Origin of the sequence: Haloarcula japonica DSM 6131, assembly GCF_000336635.1 — an archaeon.
Taxonomy (GTDB): Archaea; Halobacteriota; Halobacteria; order Halobacteriales; family Haloarculaceae; genus Haloarcula; species Haloarcula japonica.
Genome location: NZ_AOLY01000018.1, coordinates 33,002 through 58,049 on the forward strand (window position 1 = coordinate 33,002; position 25,048 = coordinate 58,049).

The window sequence follows — 25,048 nt, forward strand, 5'->3', positions numbered from 1 at the left end:
TTTTGTCGCCACAGAGACTCTGCAAAACGATTCTGCGTTCCGTGTTTATTAAATGGGATCGCGACAATTTCTCTACGATCCTCCTGATAGAATACTGCTTTTTCTCCGCCCCGCAATATCCCTACAAGATGTTTTCGGTCTGTTTCCTCTTTGAGAAGAGCTTGGGCCATTTTGTCTATATGGACACCTCTACGGAACTGACTAAGCTCACTAAAGAGGGATTCAAAGACTAATTGTCGCTGAATAGTTGGGTTCTCCTGGTCAAACATACTAGACCCAAATCGTCGTTCTTTATAACATTCTGGGCCCGCCTTACATTTCTTTTGTTTCAAAATTCTGCCCTGAATTATCAACCCGGTCAAGAGCTTCCGTCGCCACATCACCTAGTTCACCTGCCTCGATATGCGAATACCGCTCCCGCACCATATCCTCGGAATTATCCAGGTATCGGGCCGCGACTGTGTACCCGAACGCGCGAACAAGAACCTCCCCCATTCCACGTCGACCGCCGTGCGGTGCTAAATAGTCGTGTTTCGGGTGGTCGATGGCGATCTTCGCGGCCTCCGAGAGTCGCTGGAGAATGGATCGGGCGCCATCCGTCATAATCGACTGCGGTCGTGTGTCCTCATCGAGTGCCAGTAGGAGATCGCGAGCGTACTCAACACGTCGCTTGTCAATTGTCTCCGATTGCTCTCCCCGGTCGGCTAACTCCTCCCGTACAAGTTCTGCAAGCGTCCGTTGGTCGAACGTCGGAAACACCGGCCATCGCTCCGTCGGTGGGTCCATCAGCTGGCGATAGCTTCGCAGCGGCGAGATTACCGGGTCGGGGAGGCTCGCGGCGTCCCACTGCTGCTTCTTCCGGTAGACGTCCATACTCCCGTCGTCAAGGGAGAGGTCCTCCCAGCGGACTCCGCGCCGGCGCGGATCATTCGAGTCTCGGAGAAGTTCCCCGACCGGACAGCCGTGTACTCGAGGACGAACACCAGAGCCCGGTCACGAGCCACCTTCAGCGCCGCGTAGCGTGCTCGCTGCTTGATACTGAGCATTGCGTGTCTGCATGAGCGTGAACGCTAGAAGCACCTCCCACAGGACGTTGCTTCGCGTGAAACAGGTTTCGTAGGTGTAGGCCGGCCTGAGGTTACAGTCACGGCAGTGGAACGCGGTCGAGATGCCGCCACATTTGAGCGGAGTTTGTCCGTATCCATGGCAGGATCTATTTCACAGAATTCCTTGAGTCGCCGCTCGATACCCACATCGAGCGGCTCAGTGTCTATCTCGACGATACCCATCAATCCGCTCGCGAAACATCGCGCCGAACGCCGACTGAGCAGAAGACATACCCCTATATCATCAGGGTGTCATAGAACGATTCACACACTTCAGTAGCTCCCGGAAAACCGCTGTCTGAGAGATGGATATTATCGCCGCTATTCAGAAGTAGCAACAGCGGTTCTCTCGGCCGGTATCAAAAAACCATGCCAACTGTTCTATGACACCCTCCTATATGATGGTTATCTCAGTATACTATAGGGTCTTTATAGAGTTCTACATAAGAGCGATAAAATCGACTACTTCTCCTCGACTGCTAGAGACGTATTCGCTACGTTGTCTCCCTGCAGATACACTTGTGCCCCTGTCGAGGGTCGTATTTAGTTAAGCGTGAAAAATGAGGCGGGAGAATTTCTTGCTGGTTCATGGCAGAAATCGCCCGCCTCAGCGGATGTAGAGAGTGGATTGATTTGGATTTGTGGAGCGCGAGCGGACACCCGAGTCAGCGATGGCGTTTGGTATTCAATCGCACGTTGCAGGATTATCGCTGTTGAATACCGTCGAATTACTCGATTCACTGGGTGTCCAACGCAGTCGCAAAGCTGTCCACGATTGGGTTCGGAAAGCCGAGCCACAGCCAGAATCCGGGAAATCTCCGAATCAGATTACGCTCGACGAAACTGTGATTCGTATCAACGATCAGCAATTCTGGCTGTACGCCGTTACCAATCCACAGTCGAACGACTTGCTTCACCTCCGGTTGTTTGCGACGACTACGACCACCCTCACAGAAATTTTCCTACGCGAACTTCGGCACAAACACGATGTCGAAACTGCTGTCTTTCTCGTCGATGGCGCTCAACACCTCCAAACTGCACTGCAACGAACTGGACTCCGATTTCAGATGTGTCGCCACGGAAATCGGAACGCCGTCGAACGGATCTTTCGAGAGCTGACGCGTCGAACCTCGTCGTTTTCGAACTTCTTCAGTCATGTCGACCTGGAAACCGCCGAAAACTGGTTGCAGAGTTTCGCTCGCTGGCACAATGTCACTAACTAAACACTACGGGTAGAATAGCTACAACCTATATCAGTTGCAAATCAGCTGCCCGGAATCCCACGTTCGTACCCGTTTTTCAGCAGCCTATTGAGCGGTCAGTTCTGTATAGATCATCACCGTATTTGTGGGCGAATGGACGACCATGATGTCAACAGTCTCGCCAACATCCAGTGAACACGCGCCATTAGTTATTCGAAGCTCGAAGGACGAGCCAGCAGCAAACGTGTTTGTCGTGTCTTCGTGCAGAACGCCTACATCCCAAGATTAACCGACCGTTCCCTCACTAAGCAGGTTCTGGTTGCCCTGGAAATTCACCTCATCGAACGGGAAATACGTCGGCGTTGACGCGGTCCCCGTCGTCGGAGCAGGCAAATTAATGAGTCTAGTTGTCTTCCCACATGCCCTGACAACGATTTCCATTTCAGATACTGCAACTGAGTCGCCAGCGATATGTGTAAATCAGATGATTTGATTGTCTGCACCCTTCCTATCGCCAATAAATTCCGCAGTAGATTGTCCGACCACCGGGCCAGCATCGTTTAGATCATCAGTCACTCCCAGAGCAAAGATGGGAATTGTCGCTCCAAGGATCACAGCAATTGCTACCTACAAAATAGTTGAAACAACTGAAGAGACAGCGCGCGGTGACTGTGAAACCTCCATGCTGTAACCTTAGCTTGTTTCAATGGGATAGCTATTTTGCTTCAGCGAGAGAATTCCCCCTTCCCGTGAGTGACGAGTGTTGGGTATCGGAGTATCACGCAGACATCAATGCGGCGGTCAACATCGCTGACCGCCACGACCCGTGAGGTGAGAGACTGCCGCTGAAACTCGCAGGCGAGACATTTCACGGGATAGGAGCGCCTGTGACAGCGCCACGACTCACCGGGAGGCGAGCGAGAAACCCCTCGCAGATGACCCTCTCGGCCTTCCACGAGTTGGGAACCCTCTGCCAGCAACAGCGAAACTTAGCTGGTATTCCCATGCCGGGAAGCCGCGCCGTTCACGGTGCGGAGGATGTCATTCGTCGTCGCGTACCCGTGCAATAACCTCAGCGAAGGCAACGTTTGCTCTAACGTCGGAAATCTCCACAGTAACACGCTCCCCAATCTCAGTATCGGGAACAATCACTACGAACCCTCGCTCAACACGCGCGAGTCCATCGCCCTGGTCGCCGAGACTCTCGATGTCGACGGTACGTTGTTCGCCTTCCGCAACTGGCGGCGTCTGTGGCTCCTGTGACCCACGTTTTCTCCGGGGTTCTGTCTCACTTTGTTGAGACTCGGTCTCAGTCGGATGTGAAAGCAGTGCGACGCGATACATTGCATTAGCCTGCAGAGAACCAGCCTGTAGCTCTTGCTTGGGTACTTCAATTACATACGAGTCATCGTGTTCTTCCACAGTGCCAGCAAACAGACAGTGTAGTTGAGACGGAATATCCATCAGTCGTATTGTATGTAATGTACCTAGCTAGCGGTATTTGACTCTATTGTCTATGATCACTTCGGCGCACCGAACCGCTTGTCTGCTTCGGGCGACGCTTCTCGTACTGATTGCTCCGTTCTGTCGGTCCATGCCTCTGATACAGACCGACGCCGACTGTAACGGCGGCGTGTCGAGGCCAGATCTCACCCAGTAAGAGCCAATGCGAAGCCCACGGCCGAACGCTCACTGCTCGTCCCCTCCCCTGTCCGTCGGTTCTGGTAACAGTTAGTGCCGCTGGATAGCATCATGACGCCGCGACGCGCTCAGTCTGCTTGCGCTCGCTGGGATCATCCTATCAGTGTGTGGGTGTCTCGCTTAGTGACTGGGGAAGCCGACGCACAAGTTGATAGTCGGTAGAGTGTCCGTTTGAGGGGCCGAAAGAGTGGAAATGCTGTCATTAGCCAAGAGTCTGAACAGCAGGAAACCGGGTGAGAATATCTAAGCACTATTCTCTGCGTCGCCACGTGTATATCAGCTTCTTAGTACGCACCGAGTTCTTCGCGAACGCGGAATTCCAGCCAGTCTACCCGCTCCTCTAGGTCGGACACCTCTTCGTTAATCTCGTCCTCGACCTCTCGAAACCGGCCAGAAAGTGTTCCGAAAGGCGAATCTGGGTCCGGGTCTTTCACCTCGTCAATTTCTGCGATCGGGAATATACCTGTGCCGTCGGATGTAAAGTATAACCCAGCATCTGCCTCGTCTTCGGGAGACACACGCCGGAACGTAACCTTGGAACGCCAGTACATCCGCTCAAGCAGGGTTGCGACTATAGACTGGCGAGCGGCTTTGGCTCCGTCAACAGCATCTTTTCCGACGAGATCGGCTGGGAACAAATGCGCGTGGTTCTCGTGGAGGTGTGATTCGATCTCAGTAATGGATAATGCCTGATCTTGGTGATCCCGGAATAAGGAGTTGATTTCTGTCTCAAGTGGATCATACGTGGTGGCATCTTTCCATGCATCAGAATCCAGATCTATCGGCATACTGCTGTGTAAATAGTATTCTTATATAACAGTACCGCCGGCGTTGTGTGGTTTTACTGGTACTGCTGGGTAGGTGCTCGGATATCCTTGATATCCTCACCGCCCATCCACGCTACGGCTGAGACTGTCGACAGCGCCGTCGCGAGAACGAATTGGACGCCAGTCAGAACCCGGGTACTGGGCTCGGGACGAATATTCGGGGGAATTCTTTTGAATAGTTCGCATGCTTACCGAGTAGTCGTTTCAGGGTGGCAACCTAGCAATAAATGACAGTTAGAGAGCGGAGTGGGAGATAGCTAGCCAACAAAGAGAGACTGGCATTATTTTGCCGGTTAACGCTCTGTTACCACAGAACGTTGCTGCCACGTGCTCATATCCGTTTCGACGGTATCGGCTGTGCCACCGCCTCACCGTCCACGACACAGCGACAGAGGTATGTTAGAAGTGAAATCCAAACATCGAACTCTGTAGATAGACAGTCAATCGACTGAGAATGTCGTTAACCCTGTTGTCCCGTCGCTCCGACTGAAAGTTGCTGAAACCGTATCGGTAGATTGGCCCTCTGTGTCGACATCATACACGACTATTTCGATTGTTGTTCCAGTTGAAATGTCTTGGTTTGCCTGATATGTAATTCTCACTGTTCCTTCAGTTGCAGCGATTGTTGCGGTTCCATCACTGAGGCTTGAAAAAAAGTCGCTGATCTCTGCGGATCTATAATCTGCCGGATCCGGGAATTCGTTTCCGCCTCCCTTCAGTCCCTGTGCTTCGTCGAAATTAATTGTTACAGTCTCGCCATTTGCTAGCGACTTATTGAGTGTAAAAGTAAATGTTTGTGACCCAAATACTGTCGAAGAGGGTACATTTGTAGCACTAAGACTAGAGAATCCAGGCGGACCGCCACCACTGTCTCCGCCGCCTCCCATATCCGCCGCACCTGGGGCGACTTTTGTGCCCAGCACAGTGATCGTGGGATCATCAATGAGCCACTCATCATTCGGGTTGTCGGCGTCTACCTGTTTGAACCGGAGCCCGAAATTATCATGAATTGCTGCCTCTCCGAGTCGCACTGTTCGAATCTCTGCAGAGTCCGATCCCTGAGGGCGTTCCTGTAGTTTGCTGTCGGCTTCCACCCAATTACCGTCCTTGGACAGATATTCAGCCACTAACTGACCATTGCCGTCGGGAGTTCCTCGGTCACTGTTCACAACCCAATACTGAATGATAACTGACTCGCCACCGGTCGTATCATATCCCGTAGTTTTGATTCCACCGTCGCTTCCCCCATCAAGCAGCACTGCCCATTCACCGCTGTTTGACTGCTGTGTATTATCCCGCTTGTCCGCATCATTGCCCTCAAATGACCCAAATTTGCTATATTCTCCGAGGCCTGATTCAAAGTCCGCTGAAGAGGGTGTCGAGACCACTAGTGAATCCTTTGCGCCACCACTCTGTGTCCAGAGCGTTGTATTTCCTACTGCTCGATTGAACGTTACATTTGTTTGGGAGGCACCAGCTCGGCCTGTTACGTTCAGTCGTTCCTGTACTGTCGCGATGTTTCCATCACCCGACCCAAATCCGACCGGCGCGCCAATCTGCGTTGGATCGGTTGATGCTCTCAGAGTCACATTACAGGGAAACTGTGGACAAACCTCGCTGGGCTCTGTCGGACCTGGAACCAGTCTTGTATCAACCCACGAGATATTATACGCTGTTCCCCCTCCGTTTTGATTGCCGTCGTTATTTTTGACGTATGCTGGATTATTGTCGGGTCTTTCTCCAACACCAACCGGAGAGCACTTAAGATTATAATCTGAGTTATCGAAGTTGATTTTCACCGCCTGCCCACTGACTGATTCAACACCACTCACATGCGTCTGCTCACTCAGCAACTGCTCCCACTCGGTAGCTGACAGCCGTGTTGGTACAACGAGACTGAACGACCCGGAGACGGATTTGAATCCGGTTTCATTTCCTTCCACCGTAACTGAAGCTACGCTACTTCCTCCCTGATCGGACTCACCGACAAGCGGGTAGAGGTGGACCGTTGTGTTCTGAACGAGTTGTTGGTCAGTCTGAAATGACCGACTCTCTGACCGGCCATTGGTATAGGTAACTGTATTCTCGTAAGTGATATTCTTTACAGAGTCAAGATAATTATAATTTGGTTGGTAAGTCGCCGCCCCTGTTGTCACTGAATCAAGCCCGCAGAGCTCTTGTGTTGATGGTGTGCCTCCCTCCTGTAATTCGAACGCTTTGCTGTCCCCACCTATCGACCTCACTCGCAGTGATCCTGAAGATCGTTGTGGCTGTGCCGCAATCATTCGAGGAGGATAGCTTGTTCCGAGTTGAACCGGGGCCTGCGAGGCGTCACCATCTTGGCCAGCATTAAGAATCTCGTTCCGGAGTATCTCCATTTCGTTCTGGGCCGTGGTGAAGTGGTTAAACTCGACATCGCGGTTCTGATTTGGTACAATAACGGCTTGATGAAGGCTAAATGAGATTACTAGAATCCCGAACAGGAGAACTGCGCCGATTTGTACCGATTGGGCGCGTGTATCCTCCAAAAATATCATATCTCACTTCACAACTAAAGGAATATATGTGTTTGGACACACTAAATGTATATTTCAGTGACAGACTTCGACCAAATTGTGCCATCTACTTGGCGCGAACACGTTTCGGACCCTCGTGTTCGCCGGTTTTGGCATCTCGGACTATTGGGTTTGTTTCTCCATGGCGTCGCTGATCCACTTGTTACCTATCTTGTCAGTCCAGTGTATGGCGTTGGCATAGAAACAAATCGCTGGCTAAGTATGTATCTGCATCAGGTGCCAATCGCATTTATTCTTATCTATTTTCCCTCTATATCCTCACTATTGCCGGATTTTGTACATTCACGTACTCGATCGGGGCACGCTCGGTGAGCTCTACAAGGTCGAACCGGACTTCGACTGGAAAATCCACGATCGGCCCAGCGCCCAACGCGTGTTGCTCCGTGATGCGGAGAAGTACGCCCGCGAGCGAGAGCTGTGGGCCGCGACGTACATCCTGCCCGCGTACAACCGCGCGGTCGAACGATGGGCTGGAGAGGCTGACGAACACCGTGAGGACAAGAACGGCGAACACGATCCAGCGAGGACGATGTGACCATGCCTGAGCTGCATGATCCACAGGACCTGGGATTTGTGGAACCGCACTACGGAAGCGAACAGTGGCAGGGTGACGCTCGATGTCATTCTGACGGCCGTCACCTGCGGCGCATCCACGGCATGCCGAAGTTCGATCCTGACCAGTTCGACGAGGATAGTCTCGTCCCGGCGTTTTGGGACCACACGTGGGACGGCGGCCGGAACCAGCCCAGCGGTGGCGTCGAGTGGTTCGCTACCGGGCCGCCGAATTCCGGGAAAACGACACTCGCACTGCGGGCAGCGCAGATCGACATGGAGGTCAACAACTCCCGGGTCGTCTGGCGAGCTGCGACAGGCTCGCGGTCGGAGTGGCTTCCATACGCGCCTGTCGCACACGTGTGTCTCCCCAAGGGGTACGAGGCGACCGCCCGTGTCGTTCCGAAGGGCGGGAACCGGAACTCGATGGGCAAAGAGGTCCCGCTCAAGGATGTCGTCCGGAAGGTTACGCACTACAGTGATATCATGGACCTGAATCTCAACGTCCTGCAGGACGGCGTGTTCCACGTCGTCTACCCTGACGCGAAAATGCGAGGCTGTCAGTGGGTCTACGAAGAGAGCGACAAAGTCATCGACGGCGTCGAGTTCCAGCATGGAGACCCGGTCGATCACTGGTGGTTCGGCTGGGCGCTATCACTCGTCGAACGCGGCCCGTTCGACTGGACGACCTGGATCTGTGACGAGGTTGCGTCGCTCGCCCGTGAGGGCGTCTCGAAGGACAAGTACGCGACACTGCAGAAAGTCCAACTTGCTGGGACTGCCGTAGAGGACTTTCGGAAGAACGGGATCATCGGCCTGTTCTTCGATCACAAGGACAAGCACCTACACAATCTCTGGACCGACCGGATTCGCTGGCGCGTCGCGATGAACGGCACTGCGAATCCACACGGCGGGTCGGCACCGAAAGGATTCGAGTCCGTCAGGATGGAGGAAGATGTCACCTCGGATCTTGATATCGGCGAGGCCGTTCTCTACAATGAGCAGGCATTCACCTGGCCGCCGATCACATGGCCGGAGATCTCGAAGCCGATCCACGGCGACCTGAAAGTCTACCTCTCCGAGAGCGATTCGGACCGAGCTACGGTGGCGGGGGGTGCGTCGGCATGATCGGCCCGACCCCGTGGCCCAGTCGTTGACGATCGACGTCGACGTCCTCGTGGGTCGGTTGTAATGTTTCAGTTTTCAGAGACAAACCCAGGGGGTCGGACTGCCGGAGACCGGTCCCCGCACCGATTTCGCGGCGATCGGCGAATTTTTCGCGCGCGCGGAATTCCAAAGACATGAGTACCCCCCGTGTGGGTGGACGCATTATGCGACGCGAGCATGCGCCGCTGGCTGGTCGCAAACAATACTCGAAAATCTGAAAGCTTTCGACGAGTCGGAGGCGTCGAGCAGTGTTGATTACACCCCTCAATTTGCTTCGGGGCAGCCTCCAGTTTCTGGTTCAGCACTTCAGGTGGACTATACGTACAACGGCGGTGAGTGAATGACAGCCCACACTGACGAAGACGACCGGGGAGACGAGTTGCGTATCAGGAGCTCACGCCAGTCGCACAGACGTGCCTACTGTTGGTCGCCATGTATGGCGGCGACGCTTGGCGGAACCTGATCGCATGAGCCGCACAGGAAGCGGTTGACGTGAGCGACTGCCACGTGCGGCGCACGCTCTCAGAACTGGAAGCAGAAGGCTTGGTCGAAGCCTCAGGGCCGACCAAGCGACGTGAGATGTACTCAGTCACTGAGGACGGGCGCAAGGTCTTGACCGGGATGCGAGACGGCTTGCAGCGGGCGCTAGAGTAGTTACGAGTGTCGATAGTCTGTATAGACTATCCCTGCGGCGGCGGGCTCATGGACTAGACGCTGTGTAGAGATAGACAGCACAGAGGGCGAGGACGGCTTCGGCAGCTTTTGACCCAACAGCCAGCGGGTTCAGACTGCCTTGCATATAGAACGCATCAAGGCTGAATCCTTGAAATACGAATAGCGCGAGGATAGTGACAAGGGCATATCCTGCAGCGACTAAGAACAGTTCAGGCCGCCAGTAGCGGCTGCTGTACAGTACGAGTCCGCCGAGGAATCCAAGCCCGTTCAGGATGAACAGAATGCCCAGCGTCTGACTGAATCCCATGACACGTGGCCCAAGTACCAAGTGGATACCAGCAGTCGCAAGCGCGGCCACAATTGCAAGGTATCCGACTGGATGCGACGGGAGGTTGAAAAGCGAGTCCTGACCTGCAGTTGACTGTGCAGCCATATCTGCTGGCTCGGTCGCGCTATCTGTTAAATCCATGTGTAGTATCCTACAGGATGGGAATCGGGTGTAATAACAGAATCACTGTAGATGAGTAGCCCGCTTGCTGAGCTGGTCCACAATGCCGACATGCTCGCGTCGACGGCGAACGCTACTGTGGCTATCCCTGGGCCGGTACCGGAAGAACCCGAAGCACTTGGTGTTACAAGGCGAATCTCTGATCAGCGATGAGCGATGACTCTCCGTCCATCGGTCCGAACCCACCAGTCACATCGTGGCCTGAATACGACCAGTTGGCCGACGCCGTTGACGCCTACCTTGGCCACGACCCAGACGACCCGGCATGGCGTGACATCTGGCGAGCGCTCGGCGCTATTATGGGCGAGTACCAGCGGCAGGCGTTCATTGATGCGTTCGGTCTCGTTGGACCAGCGGAGAAGCCGTGCATCAGTCGGCTGATCACAGGCGAGGATTGCCGGCCCACTCATGGACACTCCGAATCGGCCGCCACACAGTCCGCCAGCTGACGATCATTCGACGCTGTGGCTTGACGAGAACGGCGAGCCGGCGCTGTATGGGATGCATGTCTACCCGAGTAATATCGAGCGCTTCGATTCCGACGCTCCGCCGTACAACCAGTGGTTCGACCTCTTCCAGTTTGCTTCCGAATGGGGACTAGGGATCTCGATACTCCCGAAGTCGTGGTACGCGATTGGGAGCGCGGTTCATGTTGTCTTCTACCCACCCGAGCGGTTTCGTTCATCAGACACGGATGAGTAATACAGATCAAGAATCTGGGCAGGGGCTGAGATACTGATATGCATCGAATAGGACACTACGGTGCATTGATCTGTTATGTACCGCTCGTCGTAGTACTGATTGTCGTCGGCACTCTCGAGATGGCTTTCGCCGGTGGGGTGTCGTCGTTGGTGGGGCAATGCTTCCAGATTTCGACCAGCGCATGCCCGGCATTTCCCATCGCGGCCCGACACACCGTCTGGTTCGCTCTTGCTGTCGGCACTGTTCTCGACACGGCTGGGACCCTAGTAGGGGGCCCTGAGCTTGGTGCCGTTGGTGCCATCGCCGGGGCCCTTCTAATTGTCCCATACCTCTTGGCCGATGTCCTAACGCTGATGAGGATGCGAAATGCAAATCGAATAAACCCTTTTTATGGGCCTTCTACTTGATCATGGCGGCGATATTGTATACTATGTCTCAATTCGTTGACAATCGGCTGGAGGAGCGTCTCCACGTCGAGGATATCGAATGGACTGGCGAAGAATTGCTCCACGCGATTCGTGAAGTCGACCCCGAGAAGGTACCCGACTGGAGGAACGTATACGACCCTGAAGAAGACGCAGAGTGGAGCACTATTCAGGGCCTGACGCCCTGCGTTTATCGAGCCCTCGCCCTGTTGTGCCGCCGGCTGGTTGGCCTGATTAGCGTGCAACAAATACCCCGAAATCCGGAACAACTGCTATGGGTGCCTGATCCGAGGATCACTGAATAACCAATATTTCAACATATATCCATGTAGAGAGATTCGTATTGGGTCGCAACATCGTTTAAGTTATACTGCGACCGTATAAGTTCACTTGCACGCATTGAGAGATTCTCTCGAAGATTTTTGTCCGACAACAACTGTTCGATAGTTGACGCTAATTCACAAGGATTATCAACAGAGTGGTATAGTGCACAGTTGTCGTATACCTCCTTGAAGGTTTTAATATCTGAGAGAACACAAGGAGTACCAAGTGCCATTGCTTCGGCAACACCAACACAATAGCCTTCCCAGCGGGATGGCATTGAATAAACATCTAACTCCGCCAACAATCGATAGAGTTTATTTTGGTCAATAAGACCAAGAAAGTGGACGTTATTTTCAATTCCCTCGTTCACAACCAGACGTTTTAATGAGTCTTGTAGAGGGCCAGTTCCAGTAATCAGAAGATTGACTTTATATTCTTTGTCCAGTAATTCTGCAACCGCTTTGATAAGTACGTCATGCGCCTTTTGCTCAGTATGCATTGCACCAATTCCGATTAAATATTCATCACGACTTATGTTGCAGTAATCGTATGCTGACCAGTTGGTATTCAGCGATAAGCGCACATCTTTAACCCCATTATAGATGACGTGAACGTCGCCCTTATTGACAATACTTTTTTCCCACGACTGGAATGAGTCATAGACCGATCTAGAAACGCAAGTAACTGCATCAGGGATAATATTCGTCAGTCCATTCAAGACAAGCCCTTTGCGAGAATACGCTTTGTGGTTATTATGTTCAGTAGTAATGATTTTATTATCGGCATGGAGAGCGAGTAGTTTGCTGAGAGATCCTGAGTGAGGGTGGTGCGTGTGTATTATATCATATTCTGTAAATATATCGTGAACCCTGATAGCAGTCGAGCGATTTATTCCGATTGTCGTTTGTGGAGGATTTGCACTGTGTACCTCAATACATTCCATATTTTCAAATTCTGTTATATCAAACCAAGAAAGAATACCAACTTGAATGTTCGTCGATTGTTGTAATTCAATTGCAATATCTGCAGGAATGCTTGTTGGACCGACACTATTTACCACATGGCAGACTCGAATTGTATCCTTATTCATAGTGTTATTTAATTATATTCTAGCTTTTTATCAATTTTGAACATCCATGAAGTCGATCCCAGGAAAGTATCCTTCAGTCCGCGACAACAACCTATCCGGGGCTCCAGCGCTGGTTTCACTGTGGTGCCGTGTCGTTCAAACGGGCGTTTTTTTACCTGAATTAGTCTAACTCGGTGATGATTTCCGTCGCAGACCGACGATTTTATGTACTTCTCTTCAGAGGACTCGATGATTGTCGCTGCGTACGCCCAGACGCTGGCGACACGCTGATCGTGGAAGTTGTCGGCTCAGACAAGTTGACCGCGTCTCGGCAGAAAGTCTATACCGACTCTTGGACGAGTCACTCGCGCTCTGAGTCGAGAGTTCATTTCTTCCCGTATTCTCACGGCCATCCCAGAGTTGACAAGATTCTTTTAGAACACCACTAGTTCGTAGTGGTAATCGAAAATTGGTCAGCGGGGGCAAACTCAACCATTCCTTGGTCTGAGAGGAGCAGGCCCAATAACTCTTCTGGCACACAATACCTAATTTGCCCGCCCTCACGTGTTCGATACTCTAATTCCGTGTTTGGGATAGAGCACGCCACGAAAATTTGCTCTTGCTGGTCGGATCGCTGATTGGTTGGCTCGGAGAGAAACTTCAGAGCATTCTCTGTGTTGACTTTTGAAAGGACACTCTTCGCCTGCTCTCGATCCTTTACCTCAAATCGCTCGGAAGTAAGCATATACAACGGCTTTGCTGACAGAGGGTAATAAATTCAAGTATAATCTTTTTATAATGGATACCGCACAAGAGTCCACCCTCTTCAGTTTGATTGGCATGAAACAAATTAACAAAGAGTTCGAGCGACTGTTAATTAAATATTCTTGTCATATTCGCACGATACCGGTTTTGTTTCAATGAGTAATAGGGAGTAAGCGTTCCGAGGCCCGACAGCTGACCCTCACTGTGGGTTCTCATTCTGAGGGTATATCGTCTCAGAGTGGGCTTTTTCTACATCATTAGAATTCAGAAATGTGGCTTTGATGTCGACACTTCAGGCGGTGAGTCGAGCAGAGAGCAAGTACCTCGTTATCTGGGTAATCCTTCTGACAGGGACTGCCCCCATCACGCCACACCCTAGATAATGTGCAGCAACTCGTCACTGGTGGTACCGACGGTGGTACCACAGCCGAGGCTGATAAAACCGTTGAGCCTGACCCACAGCTCGTGATGGAGATCGCTGACAACCTTGGCGACCAGTTTCTTACTAACGTACTTGAATCAACCATCGCGAAGACTGCCGGTGGCGATGCGGCGAACATCGACGAGTACCGTGATGTTGTTACGAACTACAAGAACGCCGTCAAACACCCACACAAGAATCTCTAATCCCCGAAACAAGAGGAGCGACACTGTGGGGTGATCTCAACGGGGAGACGGGAGCCACCCGACTCCGTCGTCTGGCCGTGGTCAAAGCGCTTGATACGAAACAGCAGCGGCACGCCCTCACGTACAAACAGGTGCAACAGCTCTTTTAGGAGTGTCTCGAAGAGGGACCGTCGCATGATTATGCGTACCGCTGATGGAGGTGGCTGCGAATGCTGATGGGTTCACCTATGGCTCCTATCAGGGACAAAAGTATCTACGGAGCAACGCCAAACAGGTCAAGCAGGCAATCATCGACCAAGCGCTTGACATCGATGCAAGTCTTGACCCTGAGCAGCTGACCGTCGACGGCCTGATTATGTCCTACGCTGCCAGTTCGGCTCCGGGCCCGGAGGCCACAGCAGACGACTCGTGGCAGTACTGAAGCCATTGCTCGCGCACGCCAGTACGGAGCGCGGATACAGCACCGCTTACGAATACGTCGGTGGGCCGCAGACTCCAAGCGCATCGCTCTCGCCGATCCGGAGTGCGTGTCGGCGAGCCAGACGGCTACGGGCCCACCCACCGAGACAGTGTTGATTCTACGCTCAGGCAGTAATCAACGCTGAGGATACAATCATGTGGCGAGATAGTCCTACCAACCGCGGGCTCGTGCCAATCCGTGATGCGGATCTTCATGAACTCATAGGCCATGAGAACATATAGGAGTCTCCCCACCCTCCAATGAACGCGTTCACCAAGCAGCTCGCCACATCGACAACCCGGACATCAACCATGCGTAACTGCCCATATTCCCCCGACGATATCTTCCACGATTGCAAACATCCTAGCCCTGACGACGCGGTTGTGGTGAACACGCCGGCAGTCTTAGTCACGGACTGGAATCTCGACGGCCGTGACACGACCGTCTCGGAGGACAGCCCTGAGTACCTCGCTGATGACACTGTTGTCATCGTTGTCTATCGCCAGACGCTGGACCACCACCGACCACAGTACGCCGGAGACCAGCCAGTTAAACTCTCCACACTACATGCCGACAACATCTCGTTCTACGCCTACCCAACGTCGCGACTCGAGACTATCGACAGCCACAGCCCGACGGCGGTCGCCCTCGATGAGATCCAGCCGACGCCGTACTATGTCTGCCTTCTACTATGAGGCAAACCGTGAGTTCATCGCCAGTACCCGTGAGCGCGGTTATCCATCCCAGAGCTGGTGGTCCGTGTCGTCGACGAGGGCTACGAAGTCGTCAACGGGCATAAGCGACTGTGGGTTGCCTACGTCACTGATTTAGAGTCCATTCGGACCCACGTGGTCCATCTCGGCGAATGTGAAGCGATCAAACGCTTCGTGCCAAACCACTTCGATGGGAGTTCCTCTCAGCCCGGGGCCGACGTCGCAACAGCGAGGCTTCGTGAGCGCTGGGAAGGCCGGATAGCAGATCTTAACATTCCATCGGAGCACCTGCAGACGACACAAGGTCAAGAGGAGCAAGCGTCAATATGAATCAGGGTGGACACGCAGAGTTGTCGGATCTCCCGCCAAGTCCGTCGCTGGTGCATCGCGTACTCAAATGGTATGACGCTCCTTGAGGGAGAACGTCGCGAAGATGTGTCTGATACCGAGATTGCGAGGTCGACGATTTATTGTATAATGCACGCAGCCGCTGAGTACTTCGGAATTGGACCGGAAAACTAGACAGACAACAGTGGTGCGGCTCAATCTAACCGAACTTGAAATTGACCACCCGGACATGACTCAGACGACCAGATGCTTCGCGACCGTCAAAGGCGACTCGAAGCTCGCTGACAGCGGCGCGACGACGCTTGGCTCCTACAATGGCGGTCAACAGCCCTCGGTGATGACTGATGACCGATCAAGGGACTATCGCTGACTGACTTCCTTCACCGAAATGGACTGTTGTGGGTGGAGAAACCAATATTGACATTGTAGTCAACAACATCTTCCACAACCTTCGCAGCTGCCTCGTCATACGGATTACCTATCAACTGTCCACCTGATTCGCCTGCCGCTGCAACGATCGGCACTGACACAGGCAGCGCTTCTGTCAGCTTTTTTTAGTTCTGCCTTGGCTTGTTGACTCAGTCAGCCCAACATTCGTGCTCAGCGCTGGTATTCAGATGGTCCGTGGCTTCTTCAATACGTCCAATGAAAAATTGCAGGCGGCCACAGAATTTCTGGTGTAGCTACTGCTATCAGTATAGTCTGTCCTGAATTACCCAGTAAGGAAGACACTAGCAACACAAATAGCATATACTAAACATATAGATTAATCAGGCACTGTCTAGTTCTGAATCTCCTCAGCTGGCGTTCGTCCGTCGAGTGCTTGGTTCGGTCGTTCGTGGTTGTAGTGGTGTCTGAAGCGNGGCACTGTCTAGTTCTGAATCTCCTCAGCTGGCGTTCGTCCGTCGAGTGCTTGGTTCGGTCGTTCGTGGTTGTAGTGGTGTCTGAAGCGTCGTAGCCACTGTTTCGCGCTGGATTGACTGCCCCTCCAGAAGGAATGAAAGCGGTCGATTCGCATGGTCACAGTCTGGAACCACTTTTCGATGTGGTTCCGGAGTCGATAGTCAAGCCGACCGCTCAAATCGTGGCGAGAGAGGGCAGTCAGATAGCCGCCAGCATCGACGAGAAACACTGTCTCGGTGACATCGTGTTTCTCGGTGAGTCGATGCAGGAACGCCGCCGCGGGGTCAGTCCCGCGGCGGCTGAACACGTCAACTTCGAGCAGCAGCTTTGATTCGGTGTCGACAGCGGCGTACAGCCACTTTTTTTCGCCATCAACCTCGATTTGTTTCTCATCGACCGCGACCCGCGACGGCGACGCCGTCGGCGGGTCGCTTTGTGCTTCAGACAACGTATGAACCCAATTCCAGACCGCGCCGTGAGAACGGTCGACACCCAGTGATTCTAATATAGCGACCGTCTCCCTGATCGACAGCCCCGCCGCGTGGAGACGCACCCCAAATCGCCGGACGGGTGTCGGGGTGCGCTCGTTCTCCCAAACGTCTTGGCTGTCTGTTTCCAAGGTTTCTCTGAGCAGGTCTGCGAGTTCCATGAACAGTTCTCGCAACGGCCTGCTCACTTCTCAAACTCGCTCAACTAGACAGTGCCNCGTCTTGGCTGTCTGTTTCCAAGGTTTCTCTGAGCAGGTCTGCGAGTTCCATGAACAGTTCTCGCAACGGCCTGCTCACTTCTCAAACTCGCTCAACTAGACAGTGCCATTAATCATCTTTCGTGAATTAATGGTTCAAATGAGCGCCTCGTGTCCAAGACTGAGACAAGCCAACCGCGAATTGAGGAAGCACTCGCCGTTGTCCAGCGAGAGATAGACTGTATAGAAGCTGAGCTGACGGCTTTCAGGCGCTTTCGGGCCAGTCTTGTGTCTATCGAGCCAACGGTACACCCCGTAGGCGCTGCCGATACGTCAGCCGGCGGGATGTCGGCGCTCGGAACCCGACAGCCTAAGCCTGAAACCAGTCTGCGTGCTGTCCGGGAGGCCTACCACGAAACGGTAATGTCCGTACCACACTTCGAAACCGAGTACAACGACTCGCTGGAGGAGAACATGTCGTTGGAGTTCGGGCCAGAACTCGGCACGCAGATCGCTACGGGAACACGCCTGACCCCGCAATTATATGAGGCGTTGCTAGCCGCAAGCGAGGGCGCGCGCGATGAACGTGGAACGCTACTTCCGGCGCTCGAACGCGAACGCGAATCGTTACAGTCAGCCGAAAAGACACTTGACGATTGCGAACGTCGCGGGGCCACGCTTGGTGCAAACGCACGCCAAACGACCGATCCAGTCCGCCTCGATCGTATCGACGATCAACTCGCCGAAATCGAAAAAGACTGCAAGACAGCAGCGATGACCCGCCAACAACGGCTCCACAGCCGATCAGTTGCTGCCTTCTCTGGTATCGATGGGACCAGCCTTGTCCAATACCTGTACAACGATTGTTCAGTGACGTGCCCAGCGCTTGCCGATATTGTTGCGTGTCTCGACACGATCAGAAGGCACCGTCGTCACTGTCTGATATCGACACGCTGAGAACAGTAGGAAGAGCGACCGCTGTTACTTACTGCCGGACCTGCTCGTTTCCGAGCTGTGCTCAGGATTGCGGTCGCGGTGCAGCTCGAAATTCTCTTAGAGAGTTCCTACAACTACCATCATAAGACGTTACGTGCTTTCTTCGTCGTAAAAGAAATGGTCGATGGATTCGTCGCACATTTGGAGCCGTGGTGGGCGTCGACGTCGTCGGTGAGCGAGCCATAGCATGCAGATACTCGTATCCCGGGTCACCGGCTAGCCATCCGTCACACATCCTGCTGGGCTCGGTCTATGGCTCTGGGCTCCTAGGTATTCCGCCGGACAAATACGCTGAACTCGGATACCTCGACTACTAGGAGATCCTCGACGAGCTGGGACTCTCACCATGGCGGCCCATCCTCGAAGAGTTCTGTAGCGACTGCCACGAGGCAACTGCCCATCGGATTTTGCGGATCCGGATCTATCTTACTTGGACGACTCAGGAGTTCGAATCGGGCCGTAGTCCCCGAGTATTGACGATACTCGGATTTCAATCACCCGGGTAGTGGCAGACGATTAAATCACATCTATTACTTTACCAGTAGTTGCTAATATGGTTTCTTTATCAGTTGTTCTGAATTCAGCGGTTCTATTCGCGAGTCTTCCGGTCAGTATAGAACGTAGGCTTAGCAGGAGATGCCTTCTGACGTGTCCGATATCTCACGAATTACGAGAGAAGGTCAGTACTCATCAATCATATCTTGTGATTCTCGTGGAGATAACCGTCAGTGGAAACGCGCGTCATGTCATATCAAGTTGTCAATTACACATAAACTGTCAGGAAGGTTTGCTGAATATAGATATTGAGAGATTCTATGTAGCCTTGCGGTAGTTCTATGAATGAGTTGAAATCCCCACTTTCAAATTCGATAATGGTGGCCAAGCCTTTATTAATGGTATAGATATATTGATTACTATACAATAAAGCGCAGCTGATAGGCAGATAACTGCGTACCTGTCAATAATTACCTTGGCATGGCAGCAGCAGATCGGGAGAAGGCATCCAAGAGATCAAACAGACAGGTCACAAACTATGAGCCAAACACTATCGCAAAGTACCGTTCAGGCCGTCGGGTTGTCGATCATTCTAATACTATCATTCACCACGGTAACAGTTACATTCAGTGACAGTGCCAGTGCCGCCGTCAGTGACAGCACACTGAATATTACGGAAGATGTTGCAGCACCTGACGGAACGGTTGAGATAACCGGTAACCTTGATTCTGACAGCTCTACCACAGTTACATTCCTTATAGAAGATGCAAGCGGAAACAGCGATTATATTTCGAAATCGGATTCCGAATCAGACACATTGGTTGATTCGGGTTCGTTTACCACTGAAATTGATTTGAGCAGTCTCGACACCACGCTTGACGAAGGTACTGCAACTGTCAAGGTCGACCACCGAGATGGGTATATTGAGCCAGACGACTCGACGACATTTGCTGTCGATGATACTGCTCCGACGGTAGAGCTCGATAGCATCTCAGAACCGACATCAGCCCCGACAGTTGAGGGGACTGCCAGGGATAAGCACCTTGATAAAGTTGAAGTCGCAATCCGAGATAGCAACGACAACTACTACGATGGATCTGACTTCAGTTCAGCTTCACCGGATTGGCGCGACGCGCAGGTCAGCAGCGGTGACTGGAGCTATGATATGTCGCAGGTTAATAATTTAAATGATGGAGAATATCGTATATACGTAAGAGCTACCGATAAAGCGAGCAACACTGCGTCGTATTTCGACGGCCCGGATTATTCGGACCTCAAACAATCATTCACACTCGATACTACCGACCCTCAATTCAATAGTAACAACATCAATAAAGTCTCAGTAATAGACCAAACCGATGGAGATGGAGAAGTCCAAGTTGGTGATACAGTCAGTGTGTCAGCCGACGTAACCGACGCGACATCGGGCATCGATACGGTGACAGTTGATGCATCGAACTTGGGCGAAAGTTCTTCTTTGTCTCTTTCGTTGGACTCCGGGAGTACCTACAAAGAGAAGTTCACTGTCTCTGATCCGGACGTTGGCGATGGGTCGGTTTCACTGACTGTATCTGCTAAGGATGACCATGGGAACACCGCTACGGAGAGTAATTCAATTGACCTCGTAACGGACATTGCCTCAGTCAGTTCGCTTACTATCCACCAGAATTTCATCGGTATTGTTAAAGATGAGAACACCACTGTTCGGGTAACTGCCGATGGCATCGCTGACCCGCGGGGTAACGCAATCGTAGACAAAGACACCACGCTCAGAGTCGGAGGCCACAACTACGATGTCCCAGTTAGTAGTGGTAGTATTGATACCAGAATCAATCCTGAACAGATCTCGAACAGTCAGAGGACAGGTGATGTGACGGTTGAACTTACAGCGGCTGACTCGGGATCAGCTACCGATACGGTAACACTCGTTGATGAAGCCAATAATCTCAAAGAAGGATACCAGATTGAAGGTACGCCTATGGACGCTGAAAGCGTAGATTTGCAGTACACGAATAGTCAGTTGCACTATGACCCCACTGACGACAGTTGGGACAGTAACCCAGACCTGAAAACTGCAGGTTCAGCGTACTACATTCACGGCATAAACAATTCTGCCCGTATCGGATACACCTTCAGCGATAGTAGTGGAGAACACACACGGCATCTATACGAAGGGTACAATCTTGTCACTGCAACCCCGGACCTGAATGACGGGTCAACTATCAGCGAGTCCAACGAACTTGGTTCGATTAGCCTCGGGACAAGCGATAACGTGTACGTCTCCAAATCAACAACAGATTCTGCCAGTAGCCCTAACAATATGGAATTCAAAGAGCTAAGTAGTGGTATGACGGCTTACCAAGGTTACTATATCTATATTGACTCCGGTGAAAAGTATGGCGTAATTAAAGATGAGCAGTACGATCCCTAATTGTTATCTCTAACATTCTGCAGGAGTAGATTATAGTTATTGAATAGGATGAAATTTAGTAGCCGTAGTAGATTGCAAGTGCTTTCAGGATGGCATAAATGATTGCTACTGGGAGAAAGATAAAGAGAAATATGGCTCGGAGTATGCCCCACGGAATCAAGCCATCACTCCCGTCGACAGTGAGTGTCCCAGCGCTGGTTTGTCCAACAGAGACTGGGAACTCTCCAGTTTCATTTGCGCGGTAGCGAAACTGGATGTCGCGGCTTTCACCAGCCGGCAGCGTGTAGTTATTTGTCGCTGCTCGTGTCTCACCGACCATTAGCGACACAGCGGTAGACGCTGTCGCATCGCCTGTATTCTGTAATGTTGCGTTTACCAAAATCACCCTATTTGGCGCTACTTGTGTCCGATTGAGGCTTGCACTTGTTATTGTAATTTCAGCTGAAATATCACCGGCTGTCGATGTCTCTTCGGATGTATCGTCGGTATTTGCTGACGTCGGGGCAGTGGTGGTCTTCGATGTCGTTTTGGCTTCTGTTTCGGTTTGTGAACCCATTTCGGTGACTGGTCCTGTTGGTGTCGCTGTCGCCGTTTCGGTTTCAGTCGCTGTTTCGGTTTCAGTCGCCGTTTCGGTTTCAGTCGCCGTTTCGGTTTCAGTCGCCGTTTCGGTTTCAGTCGCCGTTTCGGTTTCAGTCGCCGTTTCGGTTTCAGTCGCCGTTTCGGTCTCTGTTGAGGATGAGTCACTGAATGCACCTCTTGGGAATGTCAGGTCAAGTTCCTCTACTTCCGCTGTTGGGTCCGAATCTGTCTGGTCCGCTTGAGGGCCATCAACAGTATCTACGTGAAAAGTAACCTTCGAGTTAATATCGCTGTCCACATTGAGCTTCTCACCAGAGGAACTCCCGTACTTTCCGTTGGAGCCAACAGAAATAGAGTCCTGCTTGACACCGTCTGCGACAGCGACAATAATAGTTCCCTCCGGTGCTGGAGCTCCATCGGCCTGAGCAACGCCGTAGTAGGAGTTCGGTGGTACTGGTTGTGCAATCACAGCACTAGTACCGATAATTATGATCAAAAGAAAGACGGTAATACCGAAGCCAATTGTTCCCCACCTGAAGACAGTTGATAAGTTATGGCGATTCATCGTGGACCACTGGTATGAAAACTTACTACATACATAGTATCTCAGATTCAATTGATTTAGAAAAATATTGTGAATACGTAGTGCCACTATTTCCTATTGGAGATATTTTTGCTGCTACTCATACCCGTCTTCTAAAACCGTATAATCTGGATATAAAAAGAAGGTCGTATACCGATTAGACCCTTTTCGGGATGCTGAATCAGACACTGTCGAGGGCGGCAGTGGCGCTATTGAGAGAGGTACCGATACCCCAGAGACGACGACACCAACTGACGAACCGACTGAAATACCCACTGAGGCGACGACCGATACGTCAACCGACAGCCATGAAGAAGCCGTAGGCGGTGGGGCCGAACCTTCGCCGCCGACGTCTGGAGGCCAGCGGCCAGCCGAGCTAAGCGTATTCGCGCTTGACTTCGATCTGGTATTCGGCATTAGCTGGGGGTCGTGGGTGTCCATCGCTGGCCTGTTCGCTGTGGTAACGAACAACCTCGTACAGACGCGATACCATGATGTGCTCCTGGTACTCCAGACGCAACCGAGCGACCGACGTTGCCGATTCCGCCGCATTGTTGTCCGCGAAGCGGCGATCGGTTTAGCCGGGCTTGTAATTGCAATGATTGTCGCGTCAGCGGCTTCAAGTGCTGGTTTCGGCCCAGTCATACAATTAGTTGCGGCGCTCACATGCTCTGCTGCAGTCGGCAACGTGACCGGATACTGACTGATCCCAAGACTTGATCCGGTATTCAAACTAGATGACACTGGTGGCGCGACTAATAGGAACTAAACCCACTAGCTCGGTCAGAGTAGCTCTAACCGACTCAGCGCAATAGCATCATACATCTTGGCAAAGAGGTCGTGCAGATATCACAGGAAAGCAATCTGGTTAACAGCCTCGATTATCCGATCGGTCACCCAGTTTCGACCGCCGCTGCCAGCGGTGACGATGTCGCTTGGCGGCACACTAGATTCGCACTCAAGCCCGCTGGCCACATCAGTCTCCTTAGATTAGGCGCTCTCACTGCAGCGAGTTCTTTCTTGATAAGAGATTCAAACTATTCAGGTTTCATCAGTCATGTGGGGTAAGAGACAGAGAATGGGGATGCTGATTCGGGCCTGTATATAGACAGTTTGAGAGAAACTCGTATTACGATCCTGTCCCTCTATTGTAATATGAAAATTGAACTCTTGAGGCCGAACCCATGAGCTCGTATGACCCACCTGAAGAGAGTGAAGACGGCTCCAACTTCGACCCGGGAGTGAAGGAAAAAGAAATTACTGAGCAGCGGGAATTTTCTGATTTGTTGGGCAACTTTGAGCGTCAGGACTACATCCTGTTTGGTCTGGTACTAGGTATTCCGGCAGGTATCTTGACGGGAGTTCTCCTCGGGATAATGTTCCCGGAATATCAGAGGACAGCAGGCGAGGTTGTTCGATGGATCGGTGAGAGGATCGCCGACATCTTTCTGACGCAATTCACCATATTTGACGCTGGGGAGTTATTTCTGGTTGGGTAGTAGTGTCGTTTGATACGTGACGTATTTGTCCCCGTTTTTCCACAGCTACTAAATCCTCTTTCAGAATTGACACTATCTCATCTATTTTCCAAACTGGCTGAGCAAGCAGACCGGTGTTCCTTGTAAGGGAGTGGTAACGACTTATCATATAAGCCGTAAGGGATGGTGCTATCTGTATTTCGTCGTCTTCCAGTGCCTTCAGAATCAACAGCGTGCTTCACAAGAGCAATATAGTATATGAACCATAGGAAGTCGGATTATCTCATCCAGTAGTTCATTTTCAATATCATATTTGATAACTAGACCAAGCTATTTTTGCAAATGTCATTCAAGACCTAAATATGTCGAGCAGTGCTCAAGATACCATTCGGGTACTCCACGTCGACGATGAGCCGGACTTACTGGCCCTAACTGACGAGTTTCTTGAGCGCGAGGAGGAGTCATTTAATGTCATAGTAGCCACTGATGCGAGCGAATGTTTAGATATAATACATGATCATAAGCCAGATTGTGTCATTTCAGACTTTGATATGCCCGGAATTGACGGGTGTGAGCTTTTGCAGATAACTCGGATGCAGTACCCGGAACTCCCATTTATTTTCTTCACTTCACGTGATAGTGAAACGGTTATCCCTGATGCTGTCGCAGTCGGCATTACGGACTATGTCGAAAAAGAGGCGACTCCCGAACAGTACGAACTTTTAGCTGACCGGATTCGCAGTGTCATCCAAGCACACCGTGAGTAACTAGAGAGAATGTAGCCGTTTTGCTAATTTTACTAGTACATTAGTTGTCAATACTATCGTCTATCCGATCTAGTTACGACTGGGTAGCCCATCTGTGAATGTACATGAATAAGTTTATTTTTGTCTCTAAATTAGCTGTAGTTTACCCGGATGGTCCACCAATGGCAGTGTCGGGAGTGTAAGTTCACAGTCTGGTCGTCGAAGCAGTCAAAAGTCGCCGGTGTGGTGAAATCGCACTTGCTCTCACATTACAGACACACTGTTGAGTCAGATGAGTTCGGTATCAGGTGGGATTGCCCGTACTGCGACAAAACCAGTCAGAGCTACGACGCCGACGAAGGCATAGCCAAATTCAAAGATCACCTGTTCAAACACGTCTCCTCA

Annotated in this window: 22 protein-coding genes and 4 pseudogenes; 16 read left to right on the forward strand and 10 right to left on the reverse strand. The window is 51.9% G+C overall.

Translation table 11 applies throughout. The annotated features are described in order from the left end of the window. Positions 1–312: 312 nt before the first annotated feature. Together C444_RS07730 and C444_RS22660 are read right to left on the reverse strand one after the other, a co-directional pair. Positions 313–1,034, reverse strand: a pseudogene (locus C444_RS07730) (site-specific integrase); the annotation flags it as partial. Positions 1,035–1,059: 25 nt separating this feature from the next. Then, positions 1,060–1,338: pseudogene (locus C444_RS22660) on the reverse strand (IS1595 family transposase); the annotation flags it as partial. A 356-nt stretch (positions 1,339–1,694) separates the two neighbouring features. On the opposite strand from C444_RS22660, the pseudogene C444_RS07735 reads away from it, so the two are divergent. Together C444_RS07735 and C444_RS23035 are read left to right on the forward strand one after the other, a co-directional pair. Then, positions 1,695–2,329, forward strand: a pseudogene (locus C444_RS07735) (IS6 family transposase). A gap of 731 nt (positions 2,330–3,060) precedes the next feature. After that, positions 3,061–3,230 (forward strand): annotated as a pseudogene (locus tag C444_RS23035) (RNA-guided endonuclease TnpB family protein); the annotation flags it as partial. Between the two features lie 119 nt (positions 3,231–3,349). Here the strand turns inward: C444_RS23035 and C444_RS21060 are convergent. The 3 genes from C444_RS21060 to C444_RS21720 form a co-directional block, all read right to left on the reverse strand. Continuing rightward, complete coding sequence (locus tag C444_RS21060; protein WP_004592089.1) at positions 3,350–3,772, reverse strand: TRAM domain-containing protein; 423 nt, start codon at positions 3,770–3,772, stop codon at positions 3,350–3,352. 521 nt (positions 3,773–4,293) lie between these two features. Next, positions 4,294–4,797, reverse strand: coding sequence for a hypothetical protein (locus C444_RS07745; protein ID WP_004592091.1), 504 nt, complete (start codon positions 4,795–4,797; stop codon positions 4,294–4,296). Between the two features lie 479 nt (positions 4,798–5,276). Next, positions 5,277–7,373: a hypothetical protein gene (locus C444_RS21720; RefSeq protein WP_152420783.1), complete on the reverse strand. Its 2,097-nt coding sequence runs from the start codon at positions 7,371–7,373 to the stop codon at positions 5,277–5,279. Between the two features lie 313 nt (positions 7,374–7,686). Here C444_RS21720 and C444_RS07750 point away from each other — a divergent pair, with 313 nt between their 5' ends. The 3 genes from C444_RS07750 to C444_RS22665 all read left to right on the forward strand — a co-directional run bounded on the left by C444_RS07750 (position 7,687) and on the right by C444_RS22665 (position 9,785). Beyond that, on the forward strand, positions 7,687–7,947 hold the full coding sequence (locus C444_RS07750; RefSeq protein WP_004592094.1) for a hypothetical protein: 261 nt from the start codon (positions 7,687–7,689) through the stop codon (positions 7,945–7,947). Positions 7,948–7,949: 2 nt separating this feature from the next. After that, a complete protein-coding gene (locus C444_RS07755; protein WP_152420784.1) occupies positions 7,950–9,092 on the forward strand; it encodes an ATP-binding protein in 1,143 nt (380 codons plus the stop codon). 531 nt (positions 9,093–9,623) lie between these two features. Next, positions 9,624–9,785 (forward strand): GntR family transcriptional regulator, encoded by a 162-nt coding sequence (locus C444_RS22665; protein ID WP_229775378.1) that lies wholly within the window; start codon positions 9,624–9,626, stop codon positions 9,783–9,785. A gap of 46 nt (positions 9,786–9,831) precedes the next feature. Here C444_RS22665 and C444_RS07760 read toward each other — a convergent pair whose 3' ends face one another. Together C444_RS07760 and C444_RS22670 are read right to left on the reverse strand one after the other, a co-directional pair. Beyond that, positions 9,832–10,239 (reverse strand): DUF7475 family protein, encoded by a 408-nt coding sequence (locus tag C444_RS07760; protein WP_049909275.1) that lies wholly within the window; start codon positions 10,237–10,239, stop codon positions 9,832–9,834. Positions 10,240–10,457: 218 nt separating this feature from the next. Continuing rightward, entirely contained in the window at positions 10,458–10,724 is a 267-nt protein-coding gene (locus tag C444_RS22670) for a hypothetical protein (RefSeq protein WP_239641270.1), read from the reverse strand. Here C444_RS22670 and C444_RS22675 point away from each other — a divergent pair. Further along, positions 10,723–11,016 (forward strand): hypothetical protein, encoded by a 294-nt coding sequence (locus C444_RS22675; protein ID WP_004592100.1) that lies wholly within the window; start codon positions 10,723–10,725, stop codon positions 11,014–11,016. The genes C444_RS22670 and C444_RS22675 overlap by 2 nt on opposite strands. 430 nt (positions 11,017–11,446) lie before the next feature. Next, entirely contained in the window at positions 11,447–11,746 is a 300-nt protein-coding gene (locus C444_RS07775; RefSeq protein ID WP_152420785.1) for a hypothetical protein, read from the forward strand. A gap of 8 nt (positions 11,747–11,754) precedes the next feature. Here C444_RS07775 and C444_RS21070 read toward each other — a convergent pair whose 3' ends face one another. Next, entirely contained in the window at positions 11,755–12,855 is a 1,101-nt protein-coding gene (locus C444_RS21070) for a glycosyltransferase family 4 protein (protein WP_080509684.1), read from the reverse strand. A gap of 1,128 nt (positions 12,856–13,983) precedes the next feature. Between C444_RS21070 and C444_RS07785 the strand changes: the two genes are divergently transcribed. The 5 genes from C444_RS07785 to C444_RS22005 all read left to right on the forward strand — a co-directional run bounded on the left by C444_RS07785 (position 13,984) and on the right by C444_RS22005 (position 16,117). Further along, positions 13,984–14,226, forward strand: coding sequence for a hypothetical protein (locus C444_RS07785; RefSeq protein ID WP_004592110.1), 243 nt, complete (start codon positions 13,984–13,986; stop codon positions 14,224–14,226). Positions 14,227–14,419: 193 nt separating this feature from the next. Then, positions 14,420–14,647, forward strand: a complete 228-nt coding sequence (locus tag C444_RS07795) for a hypothetical protein (protein ID WP_004592112.1) — start codon at positions 14,420–14,422, stop codon at positions 14,645–14,647. A gap of 299 nt (positions 14,648–14,946) precedes the next feature. Continuing rightward, positions 14,947–15,381, forward strand: a complete 435-nt coding sequence (locus C444_RS07800) for a hypothetical protein (protein WP_152420786.1) — start codon at positions 14,947–14,949, stop codon at positions 15,379–15,381. A 57-nt stretch (positions 15,382–15,438) separates the two neighbouring features. Next, positions 15,439–15,729 carry a hypothetical protein gene (locus C444_RS07805; protein ID WP_049909279.1) on the forward strand — a complete coding sequence of 97 codons (291 nt, stop codon included), beginning with the start codon at positions 15,439–15,441 and terminating at the stop codon, positions 15,727–15,729. Between the two features lie 247 nt (positions 15,730–15,976). Next, complete coding sequence (locus tag C444_RS22005; protein WP_161607596.1) at positions 15,977–16,117, forward strand: hypothetical protein; 141 nt, start codon at positions 15,977–15,979, stop codon at positions 16,115–16,117. A gap of 501 nt (positions 16,118–16,618) precedes the next feature. On the opposite strand, the gene C444_RS07810 is transcribed toward C444_RS22005, so the two are convergent. Next, a complete protein-coding gene (locus C444_RS07810; RefSeq protein ID WP_004592119.1) occupies positions 16,619–17,299 on the reverse strand; it encodes an IS6 family transposase in 681 nt (226 codons plus the stop codon). A gap of 207 nt (positions 17,300–17,506) precedes the next feature. Between C444_RS07810 and C444_RS07815 the strand changes: the two genes are divergently transcribed. Next, positions 17,507–18,292, forward strand: coding sequence for a DUF7260 family protein (locus C444_RS07815; RefSeq protein ID WP_049909280.1), 786 nt, complete (start codon positions 17,507–17,509; stop codon positions 18,290–18,292). Between the two features lie 1,072 nt (positions 18,293–19,364). Then, a complete protein-coding gene (locus C444_RS07820; RefSeq protein WP_004592123.1) occupies positions 19,365–21,257 on the forward strand; it encodes a hypothetical protein in 1,893 nt (630 codons plus the stop codon). Positions 21,258–21,312: 55 nt separating this feature from the next. On the opposite strand, the gene C444_RS07825 is transcribed toward C444_RS07820, so the two are convergent. Further along, entirely contained in the window at positions 21,313–22,401 is a 1,089-nt protein-coding gene (locus C444_RS07825; RefSeq protein ID WP_152420787.1) for a hypothetical protein, read from the reverse strand. A gap of 1,202 nt (positions 22,402–23,603) precedes the next feature. On the opposite strand from C444_RS07825, the gene C444_RS07830 reads away from it, so the two are divergent. Continuing rightward, a complete protein-coding gene (locus C444_RS07830; RefSeq protein WP_004592126.1) occupies positions 23,604–23,918 on the forward strand; it encodes a hypothetical protein in 315 nt (104 codons plus the stop codon). A gap of 341 nt (positions 23,919–24,259) precedes the next feature. Further along, positions 24,260–24,664: a response regulator gene (locus C444_RS07835; protein WP_004592128.1), complete on the forward strand. Its 405-nt coding sequence runs from the start codon at positions 24,260–24,262 to the stop codon at positions 24,662–24,664. Positions 24,665–25,048: the final 384 nt, after the last annotated feature.

Bases quoted from the DNA above. Each gene is read 5' to 3' on its own strand.
- C444_RS21060 (WP_004592089.1), bottom strand. From the start codon at position 3,772: ATGGATATTCCGTCTCAACTACACTGTCTGTTTGCTGGCACTGTGGAA.
- C444_RS07745 (WP_004592091.1), bottom strand. From the start codon at position 4,797: ATGCCGATAGATCTGGATTCTGATGCATGGAAAGATGCCACCACGTAT.
- C444_RS21720 (WP_152420783.1), bottom strand. From the start codon at position 7,373: ATGATATTTTTGGAGGATACACGCGCCCAATCGGTACAAATCGGCGCA.
- C444_RS07755 (WP_152420784.1), top strand. From the start codon at position 7,950: ATGCCTGAGCTGCATGATCCACAGGACCTGGGATTTGTGGAACCGCAC.
- C444_RS07760 (WP_049909275.1), bottom strand. From the start codon at position 10,239: ATGGCTGCACAGTCAACTGCAGGTCAGGACTCGCTTTTCAACCTCCCG.
- C444_RS22675 (WP_004592100.1), top strand. From the start codon at position 10,723: ATGGACACTCCGAATCGGCCGCCACACAGTCCGCCAGCTGACGATCAT.
- C444_RS22670 (WP_239641270.1), bottom strand. From the start codon at position 10,724: ATGAGTGGGCCGGCAATCCTCGCCTGTGATCAGCCGACTGATGCACGG.
- C444_RS07775 (WP_152420785.1), top strand. From the start codon at position 11,447: ATGTCTCAATTCGTTGACAATCGGCTGGAGGAGCGTCTCCACGTCGAG.
- C444_RS21070 (WP_080509684.1), bottom strand. From the start codon at position 12,855: ATGAATAAGGATACAATTCGAGTCTGCCATGTGGTAAATAGTGTCGGT.
- C444_RS07795 (WP_004592112.1), top strand. From the start codon at position 14,420: ATGGAGGTGGCTGCGAATGCTGATGGGTTCACCTATGGCTCCTATCAG.
- C444_RS07800 (WP_152420786.1), top strand. From the start codon at position 14,947: ATGAACGCGTTCACCAAGCAGCTCGCCACATCGACAACCCGGACATCA.
- C444_RS22005 (WP_161607596.1), top strand. From the start codon at position 15,977: ATGACTCAGACGACCAGATGCTTCGCGACCGTCAAAGGCGACTCGAAG.
- C444_RS07810 (WP_004592119.1), bottom strand. From the start codon at position 17,299: ATGGAACTCGCAGACCTGCTCAGAGAAACCTTGGAAACAGACAGCCAA.
- C444_RS07820 (WP_004592123.1), top strand. From the start codon at position 19,365: ATGAGCCAAACACTATCGCAAAGTACCGTTCAGGCCGTCGGGTTGTCG.
- C444_RS07825 (WP_152420787.1), bottom strand. From the start codon at position 22,401: ATGAATCGCCATAACTTATCAACTGTCTTCAGGTGGGGAACAATTGGC.
- C444_RS07830 (WP_004592126.1), top strand. From the start codon at position 23,604: ATGAGCTCGTATGACCCACCTGAAGAGAGTGAAGACGGCTCCAACTTC.
- C444_RS07835 (WP_004592128.1), top strand. From the start codon at position 24,260: ATGTCGAGCAGTGCTCAAGATACCATTCGGGTACTCCACGTCGACGAT.